The following is a 25,058-nucleotide window of genomic DNA, read 5'->3' on the forward strand; positions in this document are numbered from 1 at the left end:
TAATCTGTAGGAGCCGGCTTGCCGGCGAACCGGGCACCAGGTTCTGGCGCCTTCGCGAGCGAGCTCGCTCCTACAGCCCAGCGGTTCATTTCACTTCCGGTGGGGTGACAAAGGTGTGGTACGGCGCCGGCGAAGGGATGCTCCACTCCAGGCCCTCGGCACCTTCCCACGGCTTGGCCGGGGCCGGTTTGCCACCGCGAATGCACTTGATGACGATGAACAGGAAGAAGATCTGCGTGGCGCCGAAGGTGAAGGCGCCGATGGAGGACACCATGTTGAAGTCGGCGAACTGCAGGTTGTAGTCCGGAATCCGCCGTGGCATGCCCGCCAGCCCGACGAAATGCATGGGGAAGAACGCCATGTTCATGCCGACGAAGGACAGCCAGAAATGCAGCTTGCCCAGGGTTTCGTCGTACATGTGCCCGGTCCACTTGGGCAGCCAGTAATAGGCCGAGGCGAAGATCCCGAAGATCGCTCCCGGCACCAGCACGTAGTGGAAGTGGGCCACCACGAAGTAGGTGTCCTGGTACTGGAAGTCCGCCGGGGCGATGGCCAGCATCAGCCCGGAGAAGCCGCCGATGGTGAACAGAATGACGAAGGCCACGGCGAACAGCATCGGCGTCTCGAAGGTCAGCGAACCCTGCCACATGGTGCTCACCCAGTTGAACACCTTGACCCCGGTGGGCACGGCGATCAGCAGGGTGGCGTACATGAAGAACAGCTCGCCCACCAGCGGGATGCCGACCACGAACATGTGGTGCGCCCAGACGATGAACGACAGGAAGGCGATCGCCCCGGTGGCGTAGACCATCGAGGTGTAGCCGAACAGCGGCTTGCGGCTGAAGGTCGGAATGATCGAGCTGACGGCGCCGAAGGCCGGCAGGATCATGATGTACACCTCGGGGTGGCCGAAGAACCAGAACACGTGCTGGAACAAGACCGGGTCACCGCCGCCGGCGGCACTGAAGAAGCTGGTGCCGAAGTGGATGTCCATCAGCATCATGGTCACGCAGCCGGCCAGCACCGGCATCACCGCAATCAGCAGGAACGCGGTGATCAGCCAGGTCCAGACGAACAGCGGCATCTTCATCAGGGTCATGCCCGGGGCACGCAGGTTGAGGATGGTGGCGATCACGTTGATCGCGCCCATGATCGAGCTGATGCCCATCAGGTGAATGGCAAAGATGAAGAAGGTCACGCTTTCCGGGGCGTAGGTGGTGGACAGCGGGGCGTAGAAGGTCCAACCGAAGTTCGGCCCGCCGCCGGGCATGAACAGGGTCGACACCAGCAGCAGGAAGGCCGCCGGCAGCAGCCAGAAGCTGAAGTTGTTCATCCGCGGCAGGGCCATGTCCGGGGCGCCGATCATCAGCGGGATCATCCAGTTGGCCAGGCCGACGAAGGCCGGCATCACCGCGCCGAAGACCATCACCAGGCCGTGCATGGTGGTCATCTGGTTGAAGAATGCCGGCTCGACGATCTGCAGCCCGGGCTGGAACAGTTCGGCACGGATCACCATGGCGAACGAACCGCCAAGGAGAAACATGCAGAAGCTGAACCACAGGTACAGGGTGCCGATGTCCTTGTGGTTGGTGGTCAGCACCCAGCGCATCAGGCCCTTGGCGGGACCATGGGCGTGGTCATCATGGCCGGCGTGGCCGTGGTCATCGATCACAGCACTCATGTCCTGTCTCCTGCGAGCGAATGGACGGGATGATCGGCAGCGACGTGCCGCGACCGCTTGCGCAAATACTCGATTAACCGGCTCATTTGCTTTCCGCCTGTTTCAGCGCCAGGACATCCTTGGGCGTCACCATGTCGCCCTTGTTGTTGCCCCAGGCGTTGCGTTCGTAGGTGACCACGGCGGCGATGTCGACTTCCGAGAGCTGCTTGCCGAAAGCCGCCATGGCGGTGCCCGGCTTGCCGTGGAACACCAGGCTCAGGTGAGCTTCCTTGGGACCGGTGGCGATCTTCGACCCCTTGAGCGCCGGGAACATCGGTGGCAGGCCCTGGCCCTCGGCCTGGTGACAGGCGACGCAAGTGGTGTGGTAGATCTTGTCGCCACGGGCCACCAGTTCGTCGAGGGTCCATTCCTTGCTGGTCAGCTCCTTGAGCTTGGCCGCCTCGGCCTTGCGTTCGCCGAGCCAGGTGTCGTAGTCGGCCTGGCTCTTGACGTCGACCACGATCGGCATGAAGCCGTGGTCCTTGCCGCACAGCTCGGCGCACTGGCCGCGATAGATGCCGGGCTTGTCGACCCGGGTCCAGGCCTCGTTGACGAAGCCGGGGATGGCATCACGCTTGACCGCGAAGGCCGGCACCCACCAGGAGTGGATGACGTCGGCGGCGGTCACCAAAAAGCGCACCTTGGCCCCCACCGGCAGCACCAGCGGCTGGTCGACTTCCAACAGGTAGTGCTCGCCCTTGGCGGTCTTGTTGTGGATCTGCTCGGCGGGAGTGGCCAGGTTACTGAAGAACTCCACATCCTGGCCCAGGTACTTGTAGTGCCACTTCCACTGGTAGCCGGTGATCTGGATGTCCACATCCGGCTCGCTGGTGTCGTACATCTTGATCAGCGTCGCCGTGGCGGGCACGGCCATGGCCACCAGGATCAGGAAGGGAATGATGGTCCAGAGGATTTCCACCGTGGTGCTTTCGTGGAAACGGGCCGGGACCTGGCCGGTGGAGCGACGGTGCACGATCATCGACCAGAACATCGCGCCGAAGACGATGATCCCGATCACCACACAGATCCAGAAGATGGTCATGTGCAGGTCGAATACCGCGTGGCTTATCTCGGTAGCCCCTGGCGTCATGTTCACCGTCCAGGCGGCTTGCGCCTGGCTGAATACCGACCACAACAGCAGGCCCATCCAGACATGTGGATGTCGCATCATTGCGGGTTCCCCTTATCGTTCTTGTTATCCCGGAGGCTCAACACCTGCGGCAAGGGAGCGGCTGCCTAGACTACGAACTTAAACCGGCCGGGGCCTCGCTGCGTCTGCAGTCGAGCGTCATCAGCTAACTTCATTCATTGGCGAGTATAGACAGCGGCTCTCACCTCGCAACGCGCTGGCATAAATCACTTGAAACGCCGGGGAAGGGCTTTGCAGGCCACGGCGGAAAAGGGGTAGGGAGCAGGGGCGAATACAGCGATATAACCGCGATGACTAAGCATGAAATAATTATGACAAATGCGTCTTAACCGCTTTTGTAAGCACGCTAACTTATGTGCTCCCTATTCATGTCCTTGTCCCTGGAGTTTTCATGAACACCGTCGCATTGCGCGAGCAGATCCAGCTGGCCCAGCAACACGAAGCCAGCACGGGCCTCCTGGCCCGTCAGCTGGAAACGCAACTGCCTCACCTGCACCCCTCCATCCAGCTGCCCGAAGTCGACGCCAAGGGCGTCCTGACCCGTTTCGTCAGCGCCTACATCGACCAGGTTCCGGACCTGCTGGACGCCGCCAACGCGGTGGCCCGCGAAGCCGGCATCGAGTCGCAGATCAAGCCTGTACTGAAGATCGCCGAGCAATTCTTCCTCCAGCCGCCGGCCATCATGGACGGCCACGTCGGCCTCGACAGCCTGCTGGACGAAGCCTACCTGGCCCTGCGCCTGGTGGAGGAAGTCAACGACCTGTACATCAAGCATTTCGGCCGTCCGCTGATCCCCCTGGACATGACAGTCGCCAACCTCATCGCCCACCAACTGATCGGCGAAACCTTCGCCAACCAGCTGGACGAAGCGGTGCACCACGCAGTCGACGCGATGCTCAACGAAGAGAGCTTCGCCCTGGAGTCAGTCGAAGCCTACCGCGAGAAGCTCAGCAGCCCGGATACCGAGGCCGCCTGGAAACGCTGGCCCTGCCTGTCGCGCCAACTGGGCGTGGAACTGGAACTGGACCAGCCCGCCGCCTGACCCACGCCTCGCCAGCAAGGCTCGCAACGAGCCTTGTGGCGAAGGGCCGGCCCTCTGCGAGCGCCGCGCGCCCAACCTTCGGTCCAGCCTCTTGCCCTGCAGTGCCCACCCGTGGTGCTCGACCAGCCTTCCAGGCGCCGCTTCACTCCCCGTGTTTCGATCAGCAGCCGCAAGCCCCTGGCGCAGCCGGCCCGACTCCCGCCTACCAGCAGTTGCCAAGGCAGGGCAGCGTGCACCCTGCTCCTGGCTGTACTTCGGGCGTGGCCAAGCCAGGGCCACCAAACGGCGGCCCTGGCTGCTAGCACTCAAGGGAATTTAGAAACGCGCTTTGGGCGTGGCAACCGGGATCGGGTGGCTGCCATCGAGCGGCAGGAAACAGCCCTTGTCCGCGTCATAGGCCTTGATCGAGCTGGTTTCGATGTCATAGACCCAGCCATGGATGAACAACTGGCCGTTGGCCATGCGCGAGGCCACGGAAGGGTGGGTGCGCAGGTGCTGCAACTGGGCGATGACGTTCTCTTCGGTCAGCACATGCATGCTGGAGGACTCGTCGGCGCAATCGCAGTTCTCGTGGACCATGGTCCGCGCCACTTCGGCATGGCGCAGCCAGGCCTTGACCGTGGGCATCTTCTCCAGGCTCTGGGGGTTGAGCACCGCGCGCATGGCGCCGCAGTCCGAATGCCCGCAGACGATAATGTGATGCACACCCAGGGCCAGCACCGCGTACTCGATCGCCGTCGACACACCACCGTTCATCTGCCCGTAAGGCGGCACCACGTTACCCACGTTGCGGGTCACGAACAGGTCGCCCGGGGAGCTTTGGGTGATGAGTTCGGGAACGATGCGCGAATCGGCACAGGCAATGAACATCGCCCTCGGCCGCTGGGCCGTGGCCAGTTTCTTGAACAACTCTTCCTGCTGCGGGAAGACTTCATGATGAAAATGCAAAAAGCCGTCAACGATATGCTGCAGCGCTGCATCGGCGGTTTCGCCAACCTCGGTGGGTGCCGGAGCCGACGCAGCCAACGGCTGTTTATCTTTGTCACTCATGATTCAGCCTCTCTGTCGGATTTGGTGAATTTTCCAGAATTATCCGGCACGACGCCAGTAATCGATTAAGAAATAACCGAGCCGCCACCCGCGACCACTGGGTCACTCAACGATAGGCCAACGTCGTTCACAGCAACGACATCTGTCCGCCCGGCGGACAGAAGGCCGAACAGTCGAGATCGAACCCCTCGCGGCGATTGAGCCCCAGACGCTTGAGAGCCTTGGCAAAACGCTGGGCCAGCAACTCGGCGAAAGGTCCCTCGCCGCGCATGCGGCTGCCAAAACGACTGTCATACAGCTCACCGCCGCGGCTCTGGCGGATCAGGCTGAACACGTGGGCGGCGCGCTGCGGGTAATGCGCCGCCAGCCATTCCTCGAACAGCGGCGCCACTTCCAGGGGCAGCCGCAGCATCATGTAGGCCGCACTTTGCGCCCCGGCGGCATGGGCCTCGGCAAGCAGGCTTTCCAGCTCGCTGTCGTTGATCATCGGGATCATCGGTGAACACAGCACCCCGACCGGAATACCTGCTTCACGCATCACCCGGATCGCCCGCAATCGCGCCTTGGGCGCCGCCGCCCGGGGTTCGAGAATGCGCTTCAACTCATCGTCCAGGGTGGTCAGGCTGATCATCACCGCCACCAGCCGCTGCCGGGCCAGTTCGGCCAACAGGTCCAGGTCCCGCAGGATCAGCGACCCCTTGGTGACGATGGTCACCGGGTGCCGATAGCGCAGCAGCACTTCCAGGGTGCGCCGGGTCAGTTTCTGCTCGCGCTCGATGGGCTGATAGGGATCGGTGTTGGACCCCAGGTTGATCGGCGCGCAGCGATAACCGGGCTTGGACAACTGCTGCTCCAGCAGGGCGGCGGCGTTGCTCTTGGCGATCAGCTTGGTTTCAAAGTCCAGCCCCGGCGACAGGTCCCAGTAAGCGTGGCTGGGTCGCGCATAGCAGTAGATGCAACCATGCTCGCAGCCGCGATAGGGGTTGATCGAACGATCGAAGGGCAGGTCCGGCGAACTGTTGCGGGTGATGATGGATTTCGCCGTCTCAAAACGCACTTCGGTGCCCTGGGTCAGCGGCACCTCCTGGTACCAGCCGTCGTCCTCGGCCACCGAACGCTTGGGCGCGAAACGGTTGTGCGGATTGCTCGCGGTACCACGACCACGGGGAGGCAGGGGAGTGAACATGGGAGCGCTCCATTACTGTATGGGCATACAGTAATGGAGTCGGATTTATCTTGCCAGCACCGCCGGACCGAAACCCCACCGCGCAAGCGAACCTTCCCCGCCCGACGCAGGCCGTACCGCACCTTCGCCGGCAAGCCGGCTCCTACCGATTTGCCGCGTTAGGGTATAAGGCAGGCTCAAAGAACAGGAGCGCAAATATGCCCAGGACGCCCGGCACGCTGGAAAAGATCTTCTACGCGGCAGATGCCTACCTCCCCAGCTACGAACAAGGTGCCGACCTGATCATAGTCAGGGCCCCTGATGGCCAGCTCTGGGGCCTGGCCTGTGAATTCGAGCTGTGCACCCAGGACATCGAAAAGGCCACGGTGAGCAGCCAGCAGCCCTTCGATGAAGCGGACCCGAAGTTCGCCGAGGTGCGCTGGAGCCCCCACCACGATGGCATCGGCCTGCTCCCCGCCAGCTGGGAAGACCTGATGAACGCCGGGCTGGCGGACTGCATCGCCGGCTATCAGCTGCAAAGCCGCTTGGGCATCCAGCGCTTCAGCCAAGGCTGAACAGCCACCGTCGGACCGACGCCCGCAGCGGGCGCCGGCCTTGACGCTAGTGACGGCTGAACGGCCCCAAATCATCGTTGGATGTGCTCTGCAGGTCGCCATTGCGCAGCGCCGCAACATTCCCGGGGGTGACTGGCGAGGCTTGGTTGCCCCAGCTGCTGCGGATGAAGTTGACCACGTCGGCCACCTCCTGGTCCGACAGGCGCCAGGCGAAGGGCGGCATGCTGAAGGTCGACGGCGCACTGTGGGTGGCCGGCAACGTGCCGCCCTTGAGCACGATGTGGATCAGCGAGGTGGCATCCGCCGACTGCAGCACCGGATTACCCGCCAGCGCCGGGAACACCCGGGTGTAGCCGTGGCCGTCGGTGCGATGGCAGGCCGCGCAGTTGTCGATGTACACCGCCGCGCCGGGCTTGCTGTCGTCACCCTTCCACAGGGCTTGGGCCACCTGCTTGTCGTACTGCTGCGGCGGGTTGTTGGGATCACCGGCCGGCAGCGACTTGAGGTAGCGGGCGATCGCCGTCAGGTCGGCCTCGCTCATGTACTGCATGCTGTGCACCACCACATCGCTCATGCCGCCAAACACCGCGCTGCGATCACTGCGCCCGGTCTTGAGGAACTGCACCAGTTGTTCTTCGCTCCAACTGCCCAGGCCGTCCTGGTGATCGCCCCGCAGGTTCTTGGCGATCCAGCCTTCCAGCGGCGCGCTGCCGGCAAGGAAAGCACTGCCATCGCTGGCGCTCAGGGCCTTTTCCTGCATGGTCAGGGCCCGTGGCGTGTGGCAGGCGCCACAGTGGCCAAGGCCTTCCACCAGGTAGGCGCCACGACTGATGACAGGATCACTGCCAGCGGCGACCGTCGAAGTCTCCACACTGGGGGCGAACATCCAGCGCCAGATCGCCAACGGCCAGCGCATGCTCAGGGGCCAGGGAATGTCGCTGTCCTGGTTGTCCCTGGCCACCGGGGCCACGCCTTGCATGAAGTAGGCGTAGAGCGCCCGCATGTCGGCGTCGCTGACCCGGGCATAGGAGGGGAAGGGCATGGCCGGGTACAGGGTACTGCCGCCCTTGGCTACGCCGTGGCGCACGGCCTGGTCGAAGTCCTCGAAGCTGTAGTCGCCGATGCCGGTCTTGTCCGGGGTGATGTTGGTGGAATAGATCACGCCAATGGGGGTTTCCATGGGCAGGCCGCCGGCGAACGGCTTGCCGTCCTTGGCGGTGTGGCAGGCCACGCAGTCACCGGCGCGGGCCAGGTATTCGCCCTGTTGCACCAGGGCCTGCTGATCCACTTCGGCGGCGCTGGCAGAGGCGCTGCCCAGCAGGGCCAGGGTGGCGATAACGAGTGCTTTCATGGTCATCGCTCCTTATGCCTGCACCAGCGGGCCGGGGTTCTTCAGGTACTGCTCGCGGATCGCCCGGGCCGACCAGTAGGTCAGCGCCGCCACCAGGCCGGTGGGGTTGTAGCCCAGGCCCTGAGGGAAGGCCGAAGCCCCGGGAACGAAGACGTTGTGCACGTCCCAGCTCTGCAAGTAGCGGTTCAGGGCGCTGGTCTTGGGGTCGGTGCCCATGATCGCGCCACCGTTCAGGTGGGTGGTCTGGTAGGACGCGGTGTTGAAGCGCTCCCCCACCTGCTTGCCCAGCCGGGCGATGGCCTTGGGGTTCATCGCCTCGGCAATCTTGCCCATCTTCTCGACCATGAAGCGGTTCATCTTGATGTCATTTTCCTGCCAGTCGAAGGTCATCCGCAGCAGGGGCATGCCGTAGGCATCGCGGTACACCGGGTCCAGATCCAGGTAGTTGCCACGGTAGGACTGATGCGCGCCGTGGGCGTCCATCGACACCTGGTGGGTGTAGTAGTCGGCCGTGGCTTTTTTCCAGGCGCTGCCCCAGGCCGGGGTGCCCGGCGGGTTCGAGGTGCCGGCAATCGGCCGGCTGCCGGCCTGGTTGACCCACATCGGCGAGCCGCCGACGAAGCCATGGGGCCCATGGTCGAAGTTGTCGGCGTTGAAATCGTCCACCGCCACGCCGTTGCCGCCGGCGCCGATGAAGTTGTTGGTGTGCACGTCCTTGTCGAAATAGGCCTTGATGGTGGCCATGTTCTGGTAGGCGAAGTTCCTGCCCACCACCCCTTCGCCGCTGATCGGGTCGTAGGGCTTGCCGATGCCCGACAGCAGCATCAGCCGCACGTTGTGCAACTGGAAGGCGCCGAGGATCACCAGGTCCGCCGGCTGTTCGATCTCGCGGCCCTGGCCATCGACATAGGTGACGCCGGTGGCGCGGGTCTTGCTGCTGTCGAGGTTGACCTTGAGCACGTGGGAATTGGGGCGCAACTCGAAATTCGGCAGCGGCTTGAGGGCCGGCAGAATGTTCACGTTGGGCGAGGCCTTGGAATACATGTAGCAGACGTAGCCGCTGCAGAATCCGCAGAAGTTGCACGGGCCCATCTGCGCACCGTAGGGATTGGTGTAAGGCCCCGAGGTATTGGCCGACGGCAGGTTGTAGGGTTTGTAGCCCACTTCATTGGCGGCTTTCTGAAACAGCTGTGCGGAATAGGTGTTCTTCTGCGACTCCAGCGGGAAGTGGTCCGAACGATCCGGGGCATAGGGGTTGCCGCCTTTACCTTCGCCCACCCGCTGGCCTTTCACGGTCCAGGCCTGGCCCGAGGTGCCGAAGACCTTTTCGGCGAAGTCGAAGAACGGCTCCAGCTCTTCATAACTGACGCCGAAGTCCTGGATGGTCATGTCCTTGGGGATGAAGGCCTTGCCGTAGCGTTCTTCGTAGTGGCTGCGCATGCGCAGCTCGATGGGATCGACCCGAAAGTGCACCCCGGACCAGTGCAGGCCGGCGCCACCCACGCCATTACCCGGCAGGAAGGCACCCAGTTGTCGATTGGGTAGCGCTACCTCGTTGACGCTGTGGCGAATGGTCACCGTCTCTTTGGAAATGTCCTGGAAGAGTTTCTTGCGCACGCTGTAGGTGAGTTCATCGATCACCTGGGGATAGCTGCCGTCGGGGTAGGTGTCCTGCATCGGCCCGCGCTCCAGCGCCAGCACGTTGAGCCCGGCCTCGGTCAGCTCCTTGGCCATGATCGCGCCAGTCCAGCCGAAACCGACGATCACCGCGTCGACCTTCTTCATCACTGTGGCCATGCTCAAGCCCTCTCGCCGCGAATCGATACTGCCGGGAAGGGGTATTGCTCGTTGCGCTCCACCCAGTCCATGAAATCGGCGCGCGCACCGGGAAAGCCGATCAGGGTCCAGCCCACCAGGCCCTTGTTGCCGCCGTGGATCGGATCGCTGAAGAAGCCTTCCTTGGTGTTCTGCAACAGCAGATTGAAGAAAAGCTTGGCCGGGACCGCCTCGAATTGCGGGGTTCCGGCCTCCAGTTGCTTGAGCAAAGCGTCTCGGGTAGCGCTGTCTTGCGCGGCAAAAACTTGACCCTTGAGGTCTTTGCACCATGCATCCACAGCGGCAATGCCCAGGCGATAGATGTCCTTGGGCACCAGCTTGCTCTGCCAGCCCATCTCCGGCGCGGCGTCGGCCTTGAACGGGCCTTGCATGTACCACAGGGCACCGGCGGCGTAGGGCGTGTTCATTTGTCGGTCGATGTACTCCGGCACCCCGGCTTCCAGGGCACCTGGCCCCATTTCGTCCGCCGGGATCAGGCGTTCCACCGCGGCCTTGATGAAGGCCCACTCTTCGGCGCTGAAGTAGCTCGGCTCATAGCTCAGGCTGGCGCTGGGCAGCTTGGCCGACGCCGGCCTGGCGGGGGCGACCGCCTCGGGGGCCGCCGCCAGCATGGAACTGCCCAGGCCGGTACTGGCAACAGTGACCACGGGGATCAAGGTCAGGGATTTACGCAAGAACTCACGCCGCGGGTTGTCTCGATCTTGATCGGACATCGGTGCACCTCATCAGGCATTGATGGATTGGTCAGCCGCGTCATGGCGCGACTTTATGTTTGGGCAACGCAAAAAGCCGGGCCGGGCCCGGTGGATGAACACATCAGCAAACTTTGGTTACAAATGGTAGCAGGCTAAGCATCTGGATGAATCGTTTCAGGCGGAAAAAGATCGCAAGCGGCCGGATGTGGCCCATCAGCTTCACATTTCTTTGACAGCGGGCTCACAGGGCTTTGACCGAACGCAGCGGACACTGCATGACATTCAATGCCCTCAATCAGTGACCCTCACATGTCCAGAACCCGCTTCATTCCTGCACTTTGTCTGTCGCTGCTGGCACTGATCGCCGGACCGCAGGCCCAGGCTGCCGATACTCCCGCCAATCGCCCGGAGCAATGGGCCCAACCGGTGGAAAAGCAATACAACCTGTATCAGATGTCGCCGACCCTGTACCGCAGCGCCCTGCCGGACAAGGGTGCGGTGCCCCTGCTGGAAAAACTCAAGGTCGGGACCGTGATCAACTTCCTTCCGGAGTCCGACTCCAACTGGCTGTCGAGTCCGGGCATCAACCAGGTGCAGTTGCCCTACCGCACCAACCATGTGGATGACGCCGACGTGCTCAAGGCCCTGCGCGCCATCCAGAGCGCCGAAGCCCAGGGCCCGGTGCTGATGCACTGCAAACATGGCTCGGACCGCACCGGCTTGATGTCGGCCATGTATCGAGTGGTGGTCCAGGGTTGGAGCAAAGAGGAAGCACTGAATGAAATGACGCAGGGCGGATTTGGCGACAGTTCCCACTTCAAGGACGGCATTCGCTACATGATGCAGGCTGATGTCGACAAGTTGCGCACCGCGCTGGCCAATGGCGACTGCAGCACCAGCGTGTTCGCCACCTGTTCGGTGAAGAGCTGGTTCGAAACAGTGGGCGCGACCAAGCCGCTGAGCCACTAAGCACCGCACCCTCTGTAGGAGCGAGCTTGCTCGCGAAAGCGCAGGTGGCAAGGGAAGGGTGGCGAATCGCTTCGCCGGCAAGCCGGCTCCCGCGGGGGAGCCGGCTTTTTACTGCCTGGTCAGTCGGTTTTTTTCTTCAACTTGGGGTTGGGGAAAAACTGCACCGATTGCACCTTGGTGTCGGCGGCCTTGGGGGCCGCGTGGTTGACCCGGGTTCCCAGTTCCTTGGGCACCGACAGCCCCTGGGCGTTGAGGGTGTCGGCATAGCCACAGGCCACGCATTCGCGATGGGGTACGTCGTCCTCGCTCCACATCATCAGCTTGTCCTGCTCACTGCACGCCGGGCACACCGCCCCGGCGATAAAGCGTTTCTTGGTCTTCACGGGTGCATCACTCATGCTGCCGCGTCCTCGCTGAGGCCGCTATGGCGCAAGAGTGCGTCAATCGACGGCGCCCGTCCGCGGAAATCGACGAACAGCACCATCGGCTCCTGGGAACCGCCACGGGCCAGGATCGCCTCGCGGAACGCACGCCCAGTGTCCGGGTTGAGCACACCGTCTTCCTCGAACCTGGAGAAGGCGTCGGCCGACAGCACTTCTGCCCACTTGTAGCTGTAGTAACCCGCGGCATAACCGCCGGCGAAAATGTGCGCAAAGCTGTTGGGGAAGCGGTTGTAGGCCGGCGGACGCATCACCGAAACCTCGTCGCGCACGGTTTCCAGCACCTGCAGCACGCTGCGGCCGTCGCCATGGGTGGCATGCAGTTCGAAGTCGAACAGCGAGAACTCCAGCTGGCGCACCATCATCAGCCCGGACTGGAAGTTCTTCGCCGCCAGCATCTTCTGCAGCAGATCCTGGGGCAGCGGCTCGCCGGTTTCGTAGTGGCCGGAGATCAGCGCCAGGCCTTCGGGCTCCCAGCACCAGTTTTCCATGAACTGGCTCGGCAGCTCCACCGCGTCCCAGGCCACGCCATTGATCCCGGAAACTCCGGCATGCTCGACCCGGGTCAGCAGGTGGTGCAGGCCATGGCCGAATTCGTGGAACAGGGTGGTGACTTCGTCGTGGGTCAGCAGCGCAGGCTTGCCGCTGTCGGCCGGAGTGAAGTTGCACACCAGGTTGGCCACCGGACTCTGCAACTCACCGCCAAGGGTGCGGCGACGATCACGGGCGCCGTCCATCCAGGCACCGCCACGCTTGTTGGCACGGGCATAGAGGTCGAAGAAGAAGCGACCGACGTGCTGGCCGTTTTCCTTGATCTCGAACAGGCGCACGTCCGGGTGCCAGCTGTCGAAGCCTTGCTGCTCGGCGATCTCGATGCCGTACAGGCGCTGGACGATGGCGAACAGGCCGGTGAGCACCTTGTCGATGGGGAAATAGGCGCGCAAGGCTTCCTGGGAAACGCTGTAACGCTGCTCGCGCAGCTTCTCGCCATAGAAACCGCTGTCCCAGCTTTGCAGGTCGGGGCAGCCCTGTTCGGCGGCATAGGCCTTGAGCTGCTCCAGGTCCCGGGCGGCGAACGGTTTGCTGCGCTTGGCCAGGTCCCGCAGGAAACTCAGCACCTGATCGCTGGACTCGGCCATCTTGGTGGCCAGGCTGAGTTCGGAAAAGCTGGCAAAGCCCAGGAGCCTGGCCAGTTCCTGACGCAGGTCGAGGATCTCTTCCATCACCGGGCCGTTATCGTTCTGACCAGCGTTGGGGCCTTGATCCGACGCCCGGGTGCAGTAGGCGGCATAGACCTCTTCACGCAGGGCACGGTCCTGGGCGTAGGTCATTACCGCGTAGTAGCTGGGGAACTCCAGAGTGATCAGCCAGCCTTCCAGGCCCTTGGCCTGGGCCGCGGCGGCCATCTGAGCCTTGGCCGAGTCGGTCAGGCCGGCCAGGGCCGCCTCATCGGTGATGTGCTTGGTCCAGGCCTGGGTGGCGTCCAGCAACTGGTTGGAGAAACGGCTGCCCAGCTCGGACAGCTTCATCTGGATTTCGCCATAGCGCTGCTGCTGGTCCGCCGGCAGGTCGATGCCGGACAAGCGGAAATCCCGCAGGGTGTGTTCGAGAATGGTCTTTTGCGCCACATCGAAACCCGCGGCCTCGGGGCTGTTCGCCAGGGCCTCGTAAGCCTTGAAGAGCTCGCGGTTCTGCCCCTGCTCGGTCCAGTACTCGGACAGCATGGGCAGGCAAGCCTCGTAGGCGCTGCGCAGCTCGGGGCTGTTGCACACGGCGTTCAGGTGGCTCACCGGGCTCCACGCGCGTCCCAGGCGGGCACCCAGTTCGTCCAGTGCCAGTACCAGGCCCTGCCAGGTCGGCGTGCCCTGTTGCTGCTCAAGCAGTTGCGCGATCGCCGCGCGGTTGTCGGCCAGCAGGGTCTCGATGGCAGGCTGGACATGCTCGGGACGGATGGCGGAATAGGGCGGCAGGTCGAAGTCCTGCAGGAGGGGATTGCTGGAGCTCAAGGCATTCACCTGTAGATTGCGTCTGGGTAGAGGTTTAATAGAGCAGCAAGAAACAGCGAGGGGGCGCAAGCCCCCTCCGGAAATTATTTTCGTCTCCTGTTTGCATTCCAGGAGCCGTTCTTGGGTAGACCGCTGATGCCTCTGGCGATCTTCTGAATCTGTCCGCCGCGATGAAGATAGACCGCGACATGGGCGGCGATCGATTCACGGGTTTCAACAGCCGCTTTATTTCCTGCCTTGCTTGCAGAGGATCTGAAACGCAAGGTAGTCATAAACACACTCCTTTTCCAGAGACGGCCAGCCACTATGCCAGATTATTGACATTTTAGCCAAAAAAGCCGTTTTATCCCGGTAATTCCTGAATTTTCGACGCTTTTATCCAACAAATGACCACCCTCTCCAATTACCTTCGGCGCGCAAAGCGGCCACAGGACTGTCCATGAACGCGATAAGAACATACCAGGGCGTAACCCCACGCCTGGGCGAGCGAGCCTTTGTCGACCACTCGGCGGTGGTCATCGGCGACGTGCAAATCGGCGCCGACAGCTCGGTCTGGCCCCTGACGGTGATCCGCGGCGACATGCACCGCATCCGCATCGGCGCGCGCACCAGCGTGCAGGACGCCAGCGTGCTGCACATCACCCACGCCGGCCCGTTCAACCCCGAGGGCTTCCCGCTGCTGATCGGCGACGACGTGACCATCGCCCACAAAGTCATGCTCCACGGCTGCAGCATCGGCAACCGGGTACTGATCGGCATGGGCAGCATCGTCATGGACGGTGCGGTGGTGGAAGACGAAGTGATAGTCGGCGCCGGTAGCCTGGTGCCACCGGGCAAGCGCCTGGAAAGCGGCTTCCTGTATGTCGGCAGCCCGGTGAAGCAGGCGCGCCCGCTGACCGACAAGGAGCGGGCGTTCTTCACCTACAGCGCCGCCAACTACGTGAAACTCAAGGACCTGCACCTGGCCGAAGGCTACGACCGGCCCTGATCAACCCTTGCACTGCCCTGGAATTCCCATGCATTACCAAAACGTACTGTTCGACCTCGATGGCACCCTTACCGACCCTCGCGAGGGCATCACCCGCTCGATCCAGTTCGCCCTGGGCCAGCTGGGTATCGACGAGCCGGACCTGAGCAAGCTGGAACACTTCATCGGCCCGCCGCTGCTGCAGGCCTTCATGCAGTTCTACGGCTTCGACGAGGCCCGGGCCTGGGAGGCGCTGAATTTCTATCGCGAACGTTTCAAGGTCACCGGCCTGTATGAGAACCGGGTTTTCGACGGTGTCATGCCGCTGCTTGAAACCCTCGGCGGACAAGGGCGGCAGCTGTACATCGCGACCTCCAAACCCTGGATCTTCGCCCGGGAAATCGCCCGCCACTTCGACTTCGCCAAGCACTTCAAGGTGATCTACGGCAGCGAACTGGACGGTACCCGCACTGACAAGGTCGAACTGATCGCGCATTTGCTGGAGCAGGAACAACTCGACCCGGCCACCACCCTGATGATCGGCGACCGCAAGCACGACCTGATCGGTGCCCGGCGCAACGGCCTGGACGCGGCGGCGGTGAGCTATGGCTTTGGCAGCCGCGAGGAGTTGAGTGCCGAGGCGCCGGCCTATCACTTTGAGACACTGGCCGAGTTGCATCAGGCGTTTTTGCGGCGCTAGGGCTGAGGCTCGCCGGCCGGCGGCTAGAGGTCCGGTGCAGGTGCCGGCTGCTCGGCGAAGGCCGTCTGCAGCTTCAGCAAATCGGCCTTGCGCTGTTCGGCCGGCAGGCGCCCCAGCTTCTCCACCGCAAGGAAGAACCTCGGCCAGTCTCTATCGACCTGCTTGAACAGCGCGGCAAACGCCGGCACCCACTGGTCATACAGGCCAAAGGGCAGCAACCGGGCGTTGTTCAGCGGCTGGTCGATCCAGGCGTCATAGCGCTTGGAACCGGCCCACTGACTGTCGCGTATCTGCCGGTAATCCCGGCGCAACCTGTCGAAGGCCTGCGCCTTGCGCTGGCGCATCTGCTCGGCGGGCAAGGGCAGGGCGTACAAGCGCTCCAGGCGCTGGCGCGTGTCCAGCAACAGCTGGATGAACTGATCGCGCTGGCGCACGTCGGCGTTATCCTGGGGCGCCAGCCCACGGTAGGCCCGCCATTGCCGGGTGCCTTCTTGCTCGACGAAGGTGGCGAAGGATTCGTTGAACTGGGTGTCGTCCTTCACATAGAAGCGCTGATGCGCCAGCTCATGGAAGATCAGGGTCGCCAGGCGTTCATCGCCCCAGTGCATCATCGAACTGATGATCGGGTCATCGAACCAGCCCAGGGTCGAATAGGCCTCCACCCCGCCAATCGCCACGTCCATGCCTTGTTGCCGCTGCAGCGCCGCCTCGCCGCGAGCAGCACCCTGGCTGTAATAGCCGCGATAGGCCACGCAACCGGCAATGGGAAAGCAGTGGGTCTGCGGGTTCAGGGAAAACTCCGGCGTGGCGAACACATTCCACACCACATAGGGCCGGCCGATGTCGACGTACAGCCGGTAGCTGCGATTGTCCGGCAGGTGCAGGTGCCGGCTGGCAAAGTCCCTGGCCTGTTGCGACTGCGCCAGATGGGCCCGCAGGGTCGGGTCACGGGTGGGATCTGCCAGCACCTCGGCCACCGGGGTGCGCGCCCGCAACAGCTGCAACTGTCCGCTGGCCAGCTGGCCGTAGTACCCCAGGCTGCTGCAGCCACTGAGCAGGCCAAGCACCAGGATCGGCAGCAGGACACGCGAAAGGGCAGCACGTATCCGATGGCAAGAAGGCGGCCTGTTCAATGTGCGTCATCCGAAAAAATCTGTCGGCAAGACTATCTCGCCAGCCCGACACTGCGCCAGGCACCCGTGACGTCGCGCAACATGCCAGGCAACACGACCAGCGGGCTGCCAAGGTCGTTGATCAGGGTTATGCTCGGATTCCCCACGCTCAATCGGCCACTGTCATGCGCCAGCTACTACTCATCCTCAGTCTCGCCGCCCTCGGCGCCTGTTCCAGCCCCTTGCCCAATGTCGATCCGCAACAGGCCTGGATCGACCTGGCCACGCCAACCCCGGGTGGCAAACTGATCATGGCCGAGCGCCTGGACAACCAGCGCCTCAAAGATGGCCGCTACTTCCAGGTCAGCCCCGGCAGCCACGAATTGATGGTGCGCTTCGACTTCGAAGTGTTCAGCGGCGGCATGGGCATGAACAACGACCCTCAAGAGCGCCTGTGCTACCTGAGCCTGCGCTACGACCACTTCCAGGCCGGCCAGCGCTATCGCCTGGAGGCGCGCAACCTGGCCTTCACCCCCAGCGCCCGGCTGTACGACGCCAAGGGCAAGATCGTCGCCGAGGAACGCACGTTCAACTGCGTGCCCTGATCGGCCTCAGCGATCGTTCTTCTGGTAGATGATCTTCTTGGTGCCGTTCTCACAGCTGCCGACCACCATGTTGTTGTCGTGGACTTCGTCGTTGGTGACGATTTCCAGGGTGTAGGAAGGCACGCCCTGAGCCTGGATCTTGGCTTCGATCTCGGCCTTGAGTTCATCACAAGGCTTGGGGGCGGCGAGGGCCGATGTGGCCAGCGCGCAACTTGCAACCGCCAAGGCAAAACGTTTCATGATCTAAAGCTCCCTTGCTGCGGCGCGCACGAGGGTGCACTGAAGCCGCCGTCGCGTATTCGACCACAGGTGCTCGTGCGTCGCACAGACGCATTCGCCGGCAAGCCGGCTCCTACCAACCGCAGCAGGACCCGGCTTGCCAGCAAGACCATCAGCCCAGCAGCGTCGCCTCCAGGCTGATCTTGGCGTTGAGCACCTTGGACACCGGACAACCTTCCTTGGCCTTGTTGCTCAACTCGGTGAACTGCTGCTGGCTGGCGCCGGGGATCTTCGCCTTGAGGATCAGGTGCACCGCCGTGATGGCGAAGCCGCCGTCGACCTGATCCAGGGTCACTTCGGCCTGGGTGTCGATGCTGTCCGCCTTGAGCCCGGCCTCGCCGAGAATCATCGAAAAGGCCATGGAGAAGCACCCCGCATGGGCGGCACCGATCAACTCCTCCGGATTGGTGCCCTTGCCCCCCTCGAAACGGGCCTTGAAGCCGTAGGGGGCCTCGCGCAATACCCCGGTTTCGGTCGAGATCGAGCCGATCCCGGTTTTCAGATCACCTTCCCAATGAGCCGAGGCTTTCTTTTTGATACTCATCGCTTTCTCCTCAAGAACCGATGCGAAAGCTCGCACCATGCTGGTTTCTGTTGCCTAAGGGTTCTGAGGATAGATCTGATGGCAAAGTTCAGCCGGTGTGCAGCGGCGCTCTTTACCCGACAAATTCACTCTGGCTATTGAATCTCGGGTATATGCCCACATTGCATAGATCTGACTTACAGACTTCGGCAGGTTTTGGCTCATGACAAAGGCCTGCGCACCCTCAAGGAGAAGCAGGCTTATGAAACCGCTGTCCGCTGTTAAATTCTCGACCCTCGACCTGGTGCCCGTGCGTGAAGACGGCAGCCCGGGGCAGTCCCTGCGCAACTCCCTGGACCTGGCGCAGCACGTTGAAAAGCTTGGCTACACGCGCTTCTGGGTCGCCGAGCACCACAACATGGACGGTATCGCCAGCTCCGCCACCTCGGTACTGATCGGCTACCTGGCGGGTGGCACCTCGACCATTCGCGTCGGCTCCGGCGGGGTCATGCTGCCCAACCATGCGCCGCTGGTGATCGCCGAACAGTTCGGCACCCTGGAAAGCCTGTACCCGGGACGCATCGACCTCGGCCTGGGCCGTGCTCCGGGCTCCGACCAGATGACCGCCCGAGCCCTGCGCCGCGAGCGCTCCGGCAGCGCCGACGACTTCCCTGAAGACGTTGCCGAACTGATGGCCTACCTCGGCCCACGGACCCCGGAACAACGGGTGATCGCAATGCCGGGCACCGGCACCCAGGTGCCGGTGTGGCTGCTCGGTTCCAGCCTGTTCAGCGCGCAACTGGCCGGGGAACGGGGCTTGCCTTACGCCTTCGCCTCGCATTTCGCACCGCGCTACCTGCATGAGGCGATTCGCGTCTATCGCAACCACTTCAAGCCTTCGGCGGTGCTCGACAAGCCCTACGTGATGCTCGGCGTGCCTTTGGTGGCAGCCGATAGCGATGAACAGGCCGACTACCTGGCGACCTCGGTGTATCAGCGGATCCTGGCGCTGATGCGCGGCCAGAGCCTGGTTCAGCGCAAGCCGGTGACCAGCATGGACGGCCTGTGGCTGCCCCATGAGAAGGAAGCGGTGTCGAGTTTCCTCGGCCTGGCGATGATCGGCAGCCCGGCGAAAATCCGCGCCAAGCTCGAAGTCCTGATCGAACAGACCGGCGCCGACGAGCTGATCTTCACCTGCGATCTGTACGAGCACGCCGATCGGCTGCACTCCTACGAACTGCTGTCACAGGTGATGCAAGGCTAAAACGACAGGCATGAAAAAGCCGACGCCCTGGCGTCGGCTTTTGATTTGCGCATCTACAGGGGCTCAACCGCGCTTGTAGACAATCTCCTTGGTACCCGCTTCGCAGGTGCCAACCACTTTGCCATCCGCCGCCGCGCCTTTGTCGACCACTTCCAGCGAATAATGCTTGGCGCCCTTGGCGTCGATCTTCGCGGCGATCTCGCTTTTAAGCTCCTCGCACGGCTTGCCGGCGGCAAGGGCTGTTCCCGCAAGACTCAACAAAGCAGCTGCTAATACTAGTTTTTTCATCGGTCGCATTCCCTGGTCGGATCAGAAGAGGCGGCGTTGACGCCAGCCTGACAGAGGCTCAAGACAGTTGTAGCGCTTTGCCATTTCCTATGGCACTCGGCCAGCGCACAAGTTCCAGAGCCTAGCTCAAGCGTTTAACTATTGGCAATCCGGAAGCCGACCTTGAGGGTGACCTGAAAATGCGCAGCCTTGCCGTCCTTGATATGGCCCCGGGTTTCGGTCACTTCGAACCATTCCAGGTGCTTGATGCTTTTATGCGCCTCGGCTAGCGCGTTGTTGATTGCCTCTTCGATGCTGTTGGGCGAAGAACCCACCAGTTCGACTTTCTTGTAGGTGTGATGATCACTCATGGCGCTCTCCTTTTTTGCTGTGAATTACAGCCTAGCAGTGATTTTTCTTATTACTTGGGGCGCCATTGCTCACGGCTAGTTCAGATTTTCTGCACTTTCCGAATCGGCCGCAGTCGGAACCTACAGAGTCCGTTCACTACCCTGCAGGAGAGCCGACATGGCCAACACCTCGTTACGCAAAGCCTCACTGGAAAGTATGGAAGCCGAGATCGAAAGCCTGCTCAAATCCCTGGAAAGCCTCAAGGACGATGCGACCGACGAATCGCGCAAGACCCTCAAGGCGCTCAAGAGCAACGCCGAGAATGCGCTCAAGCATTCCCGCAGCCTGATCAGCGATGCCTACGAAGAAGTCAAAGTGAAAACCCGGGAAACCGGAATCGCCACCCGCGACTACGCCCAGGAACACCCGTGGGCGACCGCCGGTGTCGCGGTCGGAGCCATCGGCCTGCTGGCCGCCTACCTGTTGTGCAAGCGCGGCAACTAAACCGACTGGCGCAGTTCGTTTTTCAACCACTGCGCCAACTCTCGGGCGCGCCCATCCGCGGCGCGCTTGGGTAACCACAGCGCCAGTTGCCCCGGGGTGTCGGAAAACCCCCACGGGGCAACCAGCCTGCCCGCCAGCAAGTCCTCGGCCACCAGCGGCTCCGGAGCGATGGCCACCCCAAGCCCGGCCACCGCTGCCTCCAGCAAGTAATACAGATGCTCGAAACCCTGCCCGTACTTCAGGGCCTCGGCGCCGATGCCGTTGTGTCGAGCCCAGCTGGGCCAGGCCTGGGGACGCGACGTGGTATGCAGCAACGACTCTGCGCCAAGGGCCGTGGGCGGCGCGGTGCGCAGGCGCGGGTAACCGGCATAGCGCGGGCTGAGCACCGGCCCGATGCGCTCACAAGCCAACTCATAGACCTGCATGTCCGCCGGCCACGGCGGCTCGGCAAACACCAGCAGGGCATCCAGCCCGGGGCGCCGTGGGTCCAGGTCGCCTTCACCGGCGGAAAGGTGCAGGCGCAGGTCCGGCAGGTCGGCGTTCAGGCGCCCCAGGCGCGGAATCAGCCAGCGCGCCAACAGGCTGCCGGAGCAACCGAGGACGAACGGCGCGTCGGCGCTGCCACGGGTCAGCTCGGCGCAAACGTCCCGCAGGCGCTCGAAGGCTTCGCTGCTGGCATCGCGCAGACGAATCCCGGCATCTGTGAGTTTAATGCCACGTCCATCCTTGACGAACAGACTCAGGCCCAGGTGTTGCTCCAGCACTTTCAACTGCCGGCTCACCGCGCCATGGGTGACATGCAGCTGTTCGGCAGCCTGGCTGACACTGTTGAGCCGGGCAGTGGCTTCGAAAGCCCGCAGGGCATTCAGGGGGGGCAGGTCGCGGCTCATGGGATAGGTGAGTTTTCCTGACAGGTTGCGGCGATCTTATCGGTTTTCAGCCTTCGGTGTCAGGGGTAGAGTGGGCTCCATTGTCCTTCCACGAATCTGTCTTTCCCCACCCTTGCCCGGGAGCGCTGCAATGACTCAGTCCCAATTGCGTAATGGTCCAGACGACAACGGCCTGTTCGGCGCGTTCGGCGGCCGTTACGTGGCCGAAACCCTGATGCCGCTGATCCTCGACCTGGCCCGCGAGTACGAACAGGCCAAGGAAGATCCCGAGTTCCTCAAGGAGCTGGCCTACTTCCAGCGCGACTACGTCGGCCGCCCAAGCCCGCTGTACTTCGCTGAACGCCTGACCGAGCACTGCGGCGGCGCCAAGATCTACCTCAAGCGCGAAGAGCTGAACCACACCGGCGCGCACAAGATCAACAACTGCATCGGCCAGATCCTCCTGGCCCGGCGCATGGGCAAGAAACGCATCATCGCCGAAACCGGCGCCGGCATGCACGGTGTGGCCACCGCCACCGTGGCCGCACGTTTTGGCCTGCAATGCGTGATCTACATGGGCACGACCGACATCGAGCGCCAGCAGGCCAACGTGTTCCGCATGAAGCTTTTGGGCGCCGAAGTGATCCCGGTAGTGGCCGGCACCGGCACCCTCAAGGACGCCATGAACGAAGCCCTGCGCGACTGGGTGACCAATGTCGACAGCACTTTCTACCTGATCGGCACCGTGGCCGGCCCGCACCCGTACCCGGCCATGGTCCGCGACTTCCAGGCGGTGATCGGCAAGGAAACCCGCGAGCAGATGCAAGCCCAGGAAGGCCGCCTGCCGGACAGCCTGGTGGCGTGCATCGGCGGCGGCTCCAACGCCATGGGCCTGTTTCACCCGTTCCTTGACGACAAAGGCGTACAGATCATCGGCGTCGAAGCCGCCGGCTACGGCATCGAGACCGGCAAGCACGCCGCCAGCCTCAACGGCGGCGTACCCGGCGTGCTGCACGGCAACCGCACCTTCCTGCTGCAGGACGACGATGGCCAGATCATCGACGCCCACTCGATTTCCGCCGGCCTCGACTACCCCGGCATCGGCCCGGAACACGCCTGGTTGCACGATATCGGCCGCGTCGAATACACCTCGGTGACCGACGACGAAGCCCTGGCCGCGTTCCACCAGTGCTGCCGCCTGGAAGGCATCATCCCGGCCCTGGAAAGCGCCCACGCCCTGGCCGAAGTGTTCAAGCGCGCGCCGACCCTGCCCAAGGATCACCTGATGGTGGTCAACCTCTCGGGGCGTGGCGACAAAGACATGCAAACCGTCATGCACCACATGCAACAGTCCCAGCAGGAGAAACACTGATGAGCCGCCTGCAAACCCGCTTTGCCGAGCTGAAGGAACAGAACCGCGCGGCCCTGGTGACCTTCGTCACCGCCGGCGATCCGAACTACGACACCTCCCTGGAAATCCTCAAGGGCCTGCCCGCGGCCGGCGCCGACGTGATCGAGCTGGGCATGCCCTTCACCGACCCGATGGCCGACGGCCCGGCGATCCAGCTGGCCAACATCCGTGCCCTTGGCGCCAAGCAAAACCTGGCGAAAACCCTGCAGATGGTCCGCGAGTTCCGCGCCGGCAACAGCGATACGCCGTTGGTGCTGATGGGCTACTTCAACCCGATCCACCACTACGGCGTGGCGCGCTTCATTGCCGACGCCAAGGCCGCCGGGGTAGATGGCCTGATCGTGGTGGACATGCCGCCGGAACATAACAGCGAACTGTGCGACCCGGCCCAGGCCGCCGGCATCGACTTCATCCGCCTGACCACGCCGACCACCGACGACGCGCGCCTGCCGAAGGTGCTCGACGGCAGCTCCGGCTTTGTCTACTACGTCTCGGTAGCCGGAGTGACCGGTGCCGGCGCCGCGACCCTGGAACACGTGGAAGAGGCCGTGGCCCGCTTGCGTCGCCATACCGACCTGCCGATCAGCATCGGTTTCGGTATCCGTACGCCGGAGCAGGCCGCGGCCATCGCCCGCCTGGCAGACGGCGTGGTGGTGGGTTCGGCGCTGATCGATCACATCGCCAATGCCCAATCTTCCGCGCAAGCGGTGGACGGTGTCCTGAGCCTGTGCGCGGCCCTGGCCGAAGGCGTGCGTCAGGCCCGCGTCAGCTGAGGGTAAAGTTCCTGATACAGAGGAATTAGCGCCTCTGGATGCAGACTAAACAGGCAAGACCGAGGGTTTCAGAACCGCTGTTCTGAAACCCTTTTTGCTGTTTGTGCTGCGAGGAATGCCTGATGAAAATGCCCAAACGTCTGATTGCCGGTGCCGTGGTGCTGATGCTCGGCGCCAGCCCGTTGCTGCACGTGATGGCCGACGAACGCGGCGACCATGGCCGCGGGGATGATCGCGGGGGACCACCGCCGGGCCATTGGGACAATCGTGGCAACGAACACCGCGGCCCGGACAACGACCGGCGCGGCGGCCCACCACGGGATTTCGGCCCGGTACGCCAGACCATCCACGACAATCGCGGCTACTTCGTGCGGGGCGCACCTCCACCTCCCGGCATCCGCCTGGTGCGCGGCCAGCCCTTGCCCCGCGGTTACTATGGCGAACGCCTGGATGGACGCGCGCTGTCACGCCTGCCGGTGTACCCGGGCTATGAATGGCGACGCATGGGCGGCGACATCTTCCTGATGGCCGTGGGCACCGGCATCGTCTACGAAATTCTCGACGGCGTGCTCTACTGACGCCGCGCGAAGCCTGGGGGCCCCGCCCCCCAGCACCGACACCGCGTGGAAAAATGCTTGGGAATGACCTTGACTTAACTTGGTAACCAAGTAGATTTTCCACCCATGAACACTCTCGACGACTCCCCGACACCTGCTCCCGAACACGCCAGCGATGCCGCGCTGCAAGGCCTGTTCGTGGAAATCTTCGACGGCCTGCTGGCCCCGGGTGAGGCGCTGCCCGCCGAACGCCTGCTGGCCGAGCGCTACGGCGTTTCGCGGATCACCGTGCGCCAGGCGGTGCACAAGCTCAAGGACCTGGGCCTGGTGGAGGTCCGCCAGGGCGGTGCGAGCAAGGTGCTCGATCCGGCCAGGGCCGACGCCCGGGTGCTGGAACTGCTGCTGCGCCATGCCGACAAACTGCAATCGAACGCCGCCCGCAGCCTGCTGCAGGACCTGGCCGAGTACCAGGAACTCTATGCCACCGGGTTGCTCGAAGCCGCCGCGCGCCACGCCAGCGACCAGCAGCGCCAACGCCTGCTGCAGTTGGTGGAGGCCTATCCCGATGACCTGGATGCACAACAGGCCGAACAACTGAGCCAGCGCTTCTGGCAGGCCGTAACCGCGGCCGGGAAGAATCGCATCCTGCAAATGGAGATGGCCCTCTGGCAACGCTGGAGCGACAAGGCCCAACCGCAGGAAGACGAGCCCCAGACCGTGCGCTGGTTCTACCTGACCCTGGCCAGGCAGCTGTCGAGCCGGCAGGACCCCTTGCCCTATTACCTGGCTTCGGTGCGCACTTCCCGAGGCTGAACCCTTCACCCCCGACCGCTGGATGCGGTCTTTTTTTGGTCGTGGCAACTTGGTTACCAAGTGG

The 25,058-nt window shown here is 63.2% G+C and carries 28 protein-coding genes; 12 read left to right on the forward strand and 16 right to left on the reverse strand.

The annotated features are described in order from the left end of the window. Window positions 1-85 precede the first annotated feature (85 nt). Window positions 86-1,681 carry a cytochrome c oxidase subunit I gene (gene ctaD / locus DNK59_RS12485; RefSeq protein ID WP_092318196.1) on the reverse strand — a complete coding sequence of 532 codons (1,596 nt, stop codon included), beginning with the start codon at window positions 1,679-1,681 and terminating at the stop codon, window positions 86-88. Window positions 1,682-1,763: 82 nt separating this feature from the next. Beyond that, window positions 1,764-2,891, reverse strand: coding sequence for a cytochrome c oxidase subunit II (gene coxB, locus DNK59_RS12490; RefSeq protein WP_110723392.1), 1,128 nt, complete (start codon window positions 2,889-2,891; stop codon window positions 1,764-1,766). Window positions 2,892-3,261: 370 nt separating this feature from the next. Here coxB and DNK59_RS12495 point away from each other — a divergent pair, with 370 nt between their 5' ends. Continuing rightward, entirely contained in the window at window positions 3,262-3,912 is a 651-nt protein-coding gene (locus tag DNK59_RS12495; protein ID WP_092318190.1) for a hypothetical protein, read from the forward strand. Between the two features lie 315 nt (window positions 3,913-4,227). On the opposite strand, the gene DNK59_RS12500 is transcribed toward DNK59_RS12495, so the two are convergent. Together DNK59_RS12500 and DNK59_RS12505 are read right to left on the reverse strand one after the other, a co-directional pair. Further along, window positions 4,228-4,962 carry a carbonic anhydrase gene (locus DNK59_RS12500; protein WP_092318187.1) on the reverse strand — a complete coding sequence of 245 codons (735 nt, stop codon included), beginning with the start codon at window positions 4,960-4,962 and terminating at the stop codon, window positions 4,228-4,230. Between the two features lie 127 nt (window positions 4,963-5,089). After that, window positions 5,090-6,148 (reverse strand): PA0069 family radical SAM protein, encoded by a 1,059-nt coding sequence (locus DNK59_RS12505; protein WP_110723393.1) that lies wholly within the window; start codon window positions 6,146-6,148, stop codon window positions 5,090-5,092. A 197-nt stretch (window positions 6,149-6,345) separates the two neighbouring features. Between DNK59_RS12505 and DNK59_RS12510 the strand changes: the two genes are divergently transcribed. After that, window positions 6,346-6,702: a hypothetical protein gene (locus DNK59_RS12510; RefSeq protein ID WP_110723394.1), complete on the forward strand. Its 357-nt coding sequence runs from the start codon at window positions 6,346-6,348 to the stop codon at window positions 6,700-6,702. Window positions 6,703-6,748: 46 nt separating this feature from the next. On the opposite strand, the gene DNK59_RS12515 is transcribed toward DNK59_RS12510, so the two are convergent. The 3 genes from DNK59_RS12515 to DNK59_RS12525 are packed head-to-tail and all read right to left on the reverse strand — an operon-like array spanning window position 6,749 to window position 10,602. Then, entirely contained in the window at window positions 6,749-8,053 is a 1,305-nt protein-coding gene (locus tag DNK59_RS12515; RefSeq protein ID WP_110723395.1) for a cytochrome c, read from the reverse strand. A 12-nt stretch (window positions 8,054-8,065) separates the two neighbouring features. Next, window positions 8,066-9,850, reverse strand: coding sequence for a GMC family oxidoreductase (locus DNK59_RS12520; protein WP_110723396.1), 1,785 nt, complete (start codon window positions 9,848-9,850; stop codon window positions 8,066-8,068). 2 nt (window positions 9,851-9,852) lie between these two features. Next, entirely contained in the window at window positions 9,853-10,602 is a 750-nt protein-coding gene (locus DNK59_RS12525) for a gluconate 2-dehydrogenase subunit 3 family protein (RefSeq protein ID WP_110723397.1), read from the reverse strand. Between the two features lie 291 nt (window positions 10,603-10,893). On the opposite strand from DNK59_RS12525, the gene DNK59_RS12530 reads away from it, so the two are divergent. Next, the gene (locus DNK59_RS12530; RefSeq protein WP_110723398.1) at window positions 10,894-11,553 is read left to right on the forward strand and encodes a tyrosine-protein phosphatase; all 660 of its coding nucleotides are present in this window, start codon (window positions 10,894-10,896) and stop codon (window positions 11,551-11,553) included. A gap of 119 nt (window positions 11,554-11,672) precedes the next feature. On the opposite strand, the gene DNK59_RS12535 is transcribed toward DNK59_RS12530, so the two are convergent. From DNK59_RS12535 to DNK59_RS12545, 3 genes are all read right to left on the reverse strand, one after another. Beyond that, complete coding sequence (locus tag DNK59_RS12535) at window positions 11,673-11,951, reverse strand: YheV family putative zinc ribbon protein (RefSeq protein ID WP_060836855.1); 279 nt, start codon at window positions 11,949-11,951, stop codon at window positions 11,673-11,675. Next, window positions 11,948-13,999, reverse strand: coding sequence for an oligopeptidase A (gene prlC / locus DNK59_RS12540; RefSeq protein WP_092318165.1), 2,052 nt, complete (start codon window positions 13,997-13,999; stop codon window positions 11,948-11,950). Before prlC ends, DNK59_RS12535 begins: the two co-directional genes overlap by 4 nt. 83 nt (window positions 14,000-14,082) lie before the next feature. After that, window positions 14,083-14,271 (reverse strand): hypothetical protein, encoded by a 189-nt coding sequence (locus DNK59_RS12545; protein WP_092318162.1) that lies wholly within the window; start codon window positions 14,269-14,271, stop codon window positions 14,083-14,085. A 167-nt stretch (window positions 14,272-14,438) separates the two neighbouring features. Here DNK59_RS12545 and DNK59_RS12550 point away from each other — a divergent pair, with 167 nt between their 5' ends. Both DNK59_RS12550 and DNK59_RS12555 read left to right on the forward strand, forming a co-directional pair. Next, a complete protein-coding gene (locus tag DNK59_RS12550) occupies window positions 14,439-14,987 on the forward strand; it encodes a gamma carbonic anhydrase family protein (protein WP_092318159.1) in 549 nt (182 codons plus the stop codon). 28 nt (window positions 14,988-15,015) lie between these two features. After that, on the forward strand, window positions 15,016-15,666 hold the full coding sequence (locus DNK59_RS12555; RefSeq protein WP_110723399.1) for an HAD family hydrolase: 651 nt from the start codon (window positions 15,016-15,018) through the stop codon (window positions 15,664-15,666). A gap of 23 nt (window positions 15,667-15,689) precedes the next feature. Here the strand turns inward: DNK59_RS12555 and DNK59_RS12560 are convergent, their stop codons facing one another. After that, window positions 15,690-16,799, reverse strand: coding sequence for an aminopeptidase (locus tag DNK59_RS12560; RefSeq protein WP_110723400.1), 1,110 nt, complete (start codon window positions 16,797-16,799; stop codon window positions 15,690-15,692). 164 nt (window positions 16,800-16,963) lie between these two features. Between DNK59_RS12560 and DNK59_RS12565 the strand changes: the two genes are divergently transcribed. Further along, on the forward strand, window positions 16,964-17,383 hold the full coding sequence (locus DNK59_RS12565) for a hypothetical protein (RefSeq protein WP_092318150.1): 420 nt from the start codon (window positions 16,964-16,966) through the stop codon (window positions 17,381-17,383). 6 nt (window positions 17,384-17,389) lie between these two features. Here the strand turns inward: DNK59_RS12565 and DNK59_RS12570 are convergent, their stop codons facing one another. Together DNK59_RS12570 and DNK59_RS12575 are read right to left on the reverse strand one after the other, a co-directional pair. Then, window positions 17,390-17,623: a DUF1161 domain-containing protein gene (locus DNK59_RS12570; RefSeq protein WP_060836850.1), complete on the reverse strand. Its 234-nt coding sequence runs from the start codon at window positions 17,621-17,623 to the stop codon at window positions 17,390-17,392. A gap of 151 nt (window positions 17,624-17,774) precedes the next feature. Continuing rightward, a complete protein-coding gene (locus DNK59_RS12575; RefSeq protein ID WP_016966922.1) occupies window positions 17,775-18,206 on the reverse strand; it encodes an OsmC family protein in 432 nt (143 codons plus the stop codon). 241 nt (window positions 18,207-18,447) lie between these two features. On the opposite strand from DNK59_RS12575, the gene DNK59_RS12580 reads away from it, so the two are divergent. Further along, window positions 18,448-19,449 (forward strand): LLM class flavin-dependent oxidoreductase, encoded by a 1,002-nt coding sequence (locus DNK59_RS12580; protein ID WP_110723401.1) that lies wholly within the window; start codon window positions 18,448-18,450, stop codon window positions 19,447-19,449. Between the two features lie 63 nt (window positions 19,450-19,512). Here the strand turns inward: DNK59_RS12580 and DNK59_RS12585 are convergent, their stop codons facing one another. Both DNK59_RS12585 and DNK59_RS12590 read right to left on the reverse strand, forming a co-directional pair. Beyond that, the gene (locus DNK59_RS12585; RefSeq protein WP_047306749.1) at window positions 19,513-19,737 is read right to left on the reverse strand and encodes a DUF1161 domain-containing protein; all 225 of its coding nucleotides are present in this window, start codon (window positions 19,735-19,737) and stop codon (window positions 19,513-19,515) included. A gap of 134 nt (window positions 19,738-19,871) precedes the next feature. Beyond that, entirely contained in the window at window positions 19,872-20,087 is a 216-nt protein-coding gene (locus tag DNK59_RS12590; protein WP_092318141.1) for a dodecin, read from the reverse strand. A gap of 157 nt (window positions 20,088-20,244) precedes the next feature. Between DNK59_RS12590 and DNK59_RS12595 the strand changes: the two genes are divergently transcribed. Continuing rightward, window positions 20,245-20,571 (forward strand): YqjD family protein, encoded by a 327-nt coding sequence (locus DNK59_RS12595; RefSeq protein WP_016965135.1) that lies wholly within the window; start codon window positions 20,245-20,247, stop codon window positions 20,569-20,571. On the opposite strand, the gene DNK59_RS12600 is transcribed toward DNK59_RS12595, so the two are convergent. Beyond that, window positions 20,568-21,461, reverse strand: coding sequence for a LysR family transcriptional regulator (locus DNK59_RS12600; protein ID WP_110723402.1), 894 nt, complete (start codon window positions 21,459-21,461; stop codon window positions 20,568-20,570). The genes DNK59_RS12595 and DNK59_RS12600 overlap by 4 nt on opposite strands. Window positions 21,462-21,591: 130 nt before the next feature. Here DNK59_RS12600 and trpB point away from each other — a divergent pair, with 130 nt between their 5' ends. From trpB to DNK59_RS12620, 4 genes are all read left to right on the forward strand, one after another. Then, window positions 21,592-22,812, forward strand: a complete 1,221-nt coding sequence (trpB, locus tag DNK59_RS12605) for a tryptophan synthase subunit beta (protein WP_110723403.1) — start codon at window positions 21,592-21,594, stop codon at window positions 22,810-22,812. After that, window positions 22,812-23,624, forward strand: a complete 813-nt coding sequence (trpA, locus tag DNK59_RS12610) for a tryptophan synthase subunit alpha (protein ID WP_092318132.1) — start codon at window positions 22,812-22,814, stop codon at window positions 23,622-23,624. Before trpB ends, trpA begins: the two co-directional genes overlap by 1 nt. 122 nt (window positions 23,625-23,746) lie before the next feature. Next, a complete protein-coding gene (locus tag DNK59_RS12615) occupies window positions 23,747-24,202 on the forward strand; it encodes an anti-virulence regulator CigR family protein (protein WP_092318129.1) in 456 nt (151 codons plus the stop codon). A 105-nt stretch (window positions 24,203-24,307) separates the two neighbouring features. Further along, window positions 24,308-24,994: a FadR/GntR family transcriptional regulator gene (locus tag DNK59_RS12620; protein WP_110723404.1), complete on the forward strand. Its 687-nt coding sequence runs from the start codon at window positions 24,308-24,310 to the stop codon at window positions 24,992-24,994. Window positions 24,995-25,058 lie beyond the last annotated feature (64 nt).

It is taken from the genome of Pseudomonas sp. TKO26 (genome assembly GCF_003225665.1).
Taxonomy (GTDB): Bacteria; Pseudomonadota; Gammaproteobacteria; order Pseudomonadales; family Pseudomonadaceae; genus Aquipseudomonas; species Aquipseudomonas saponiphila.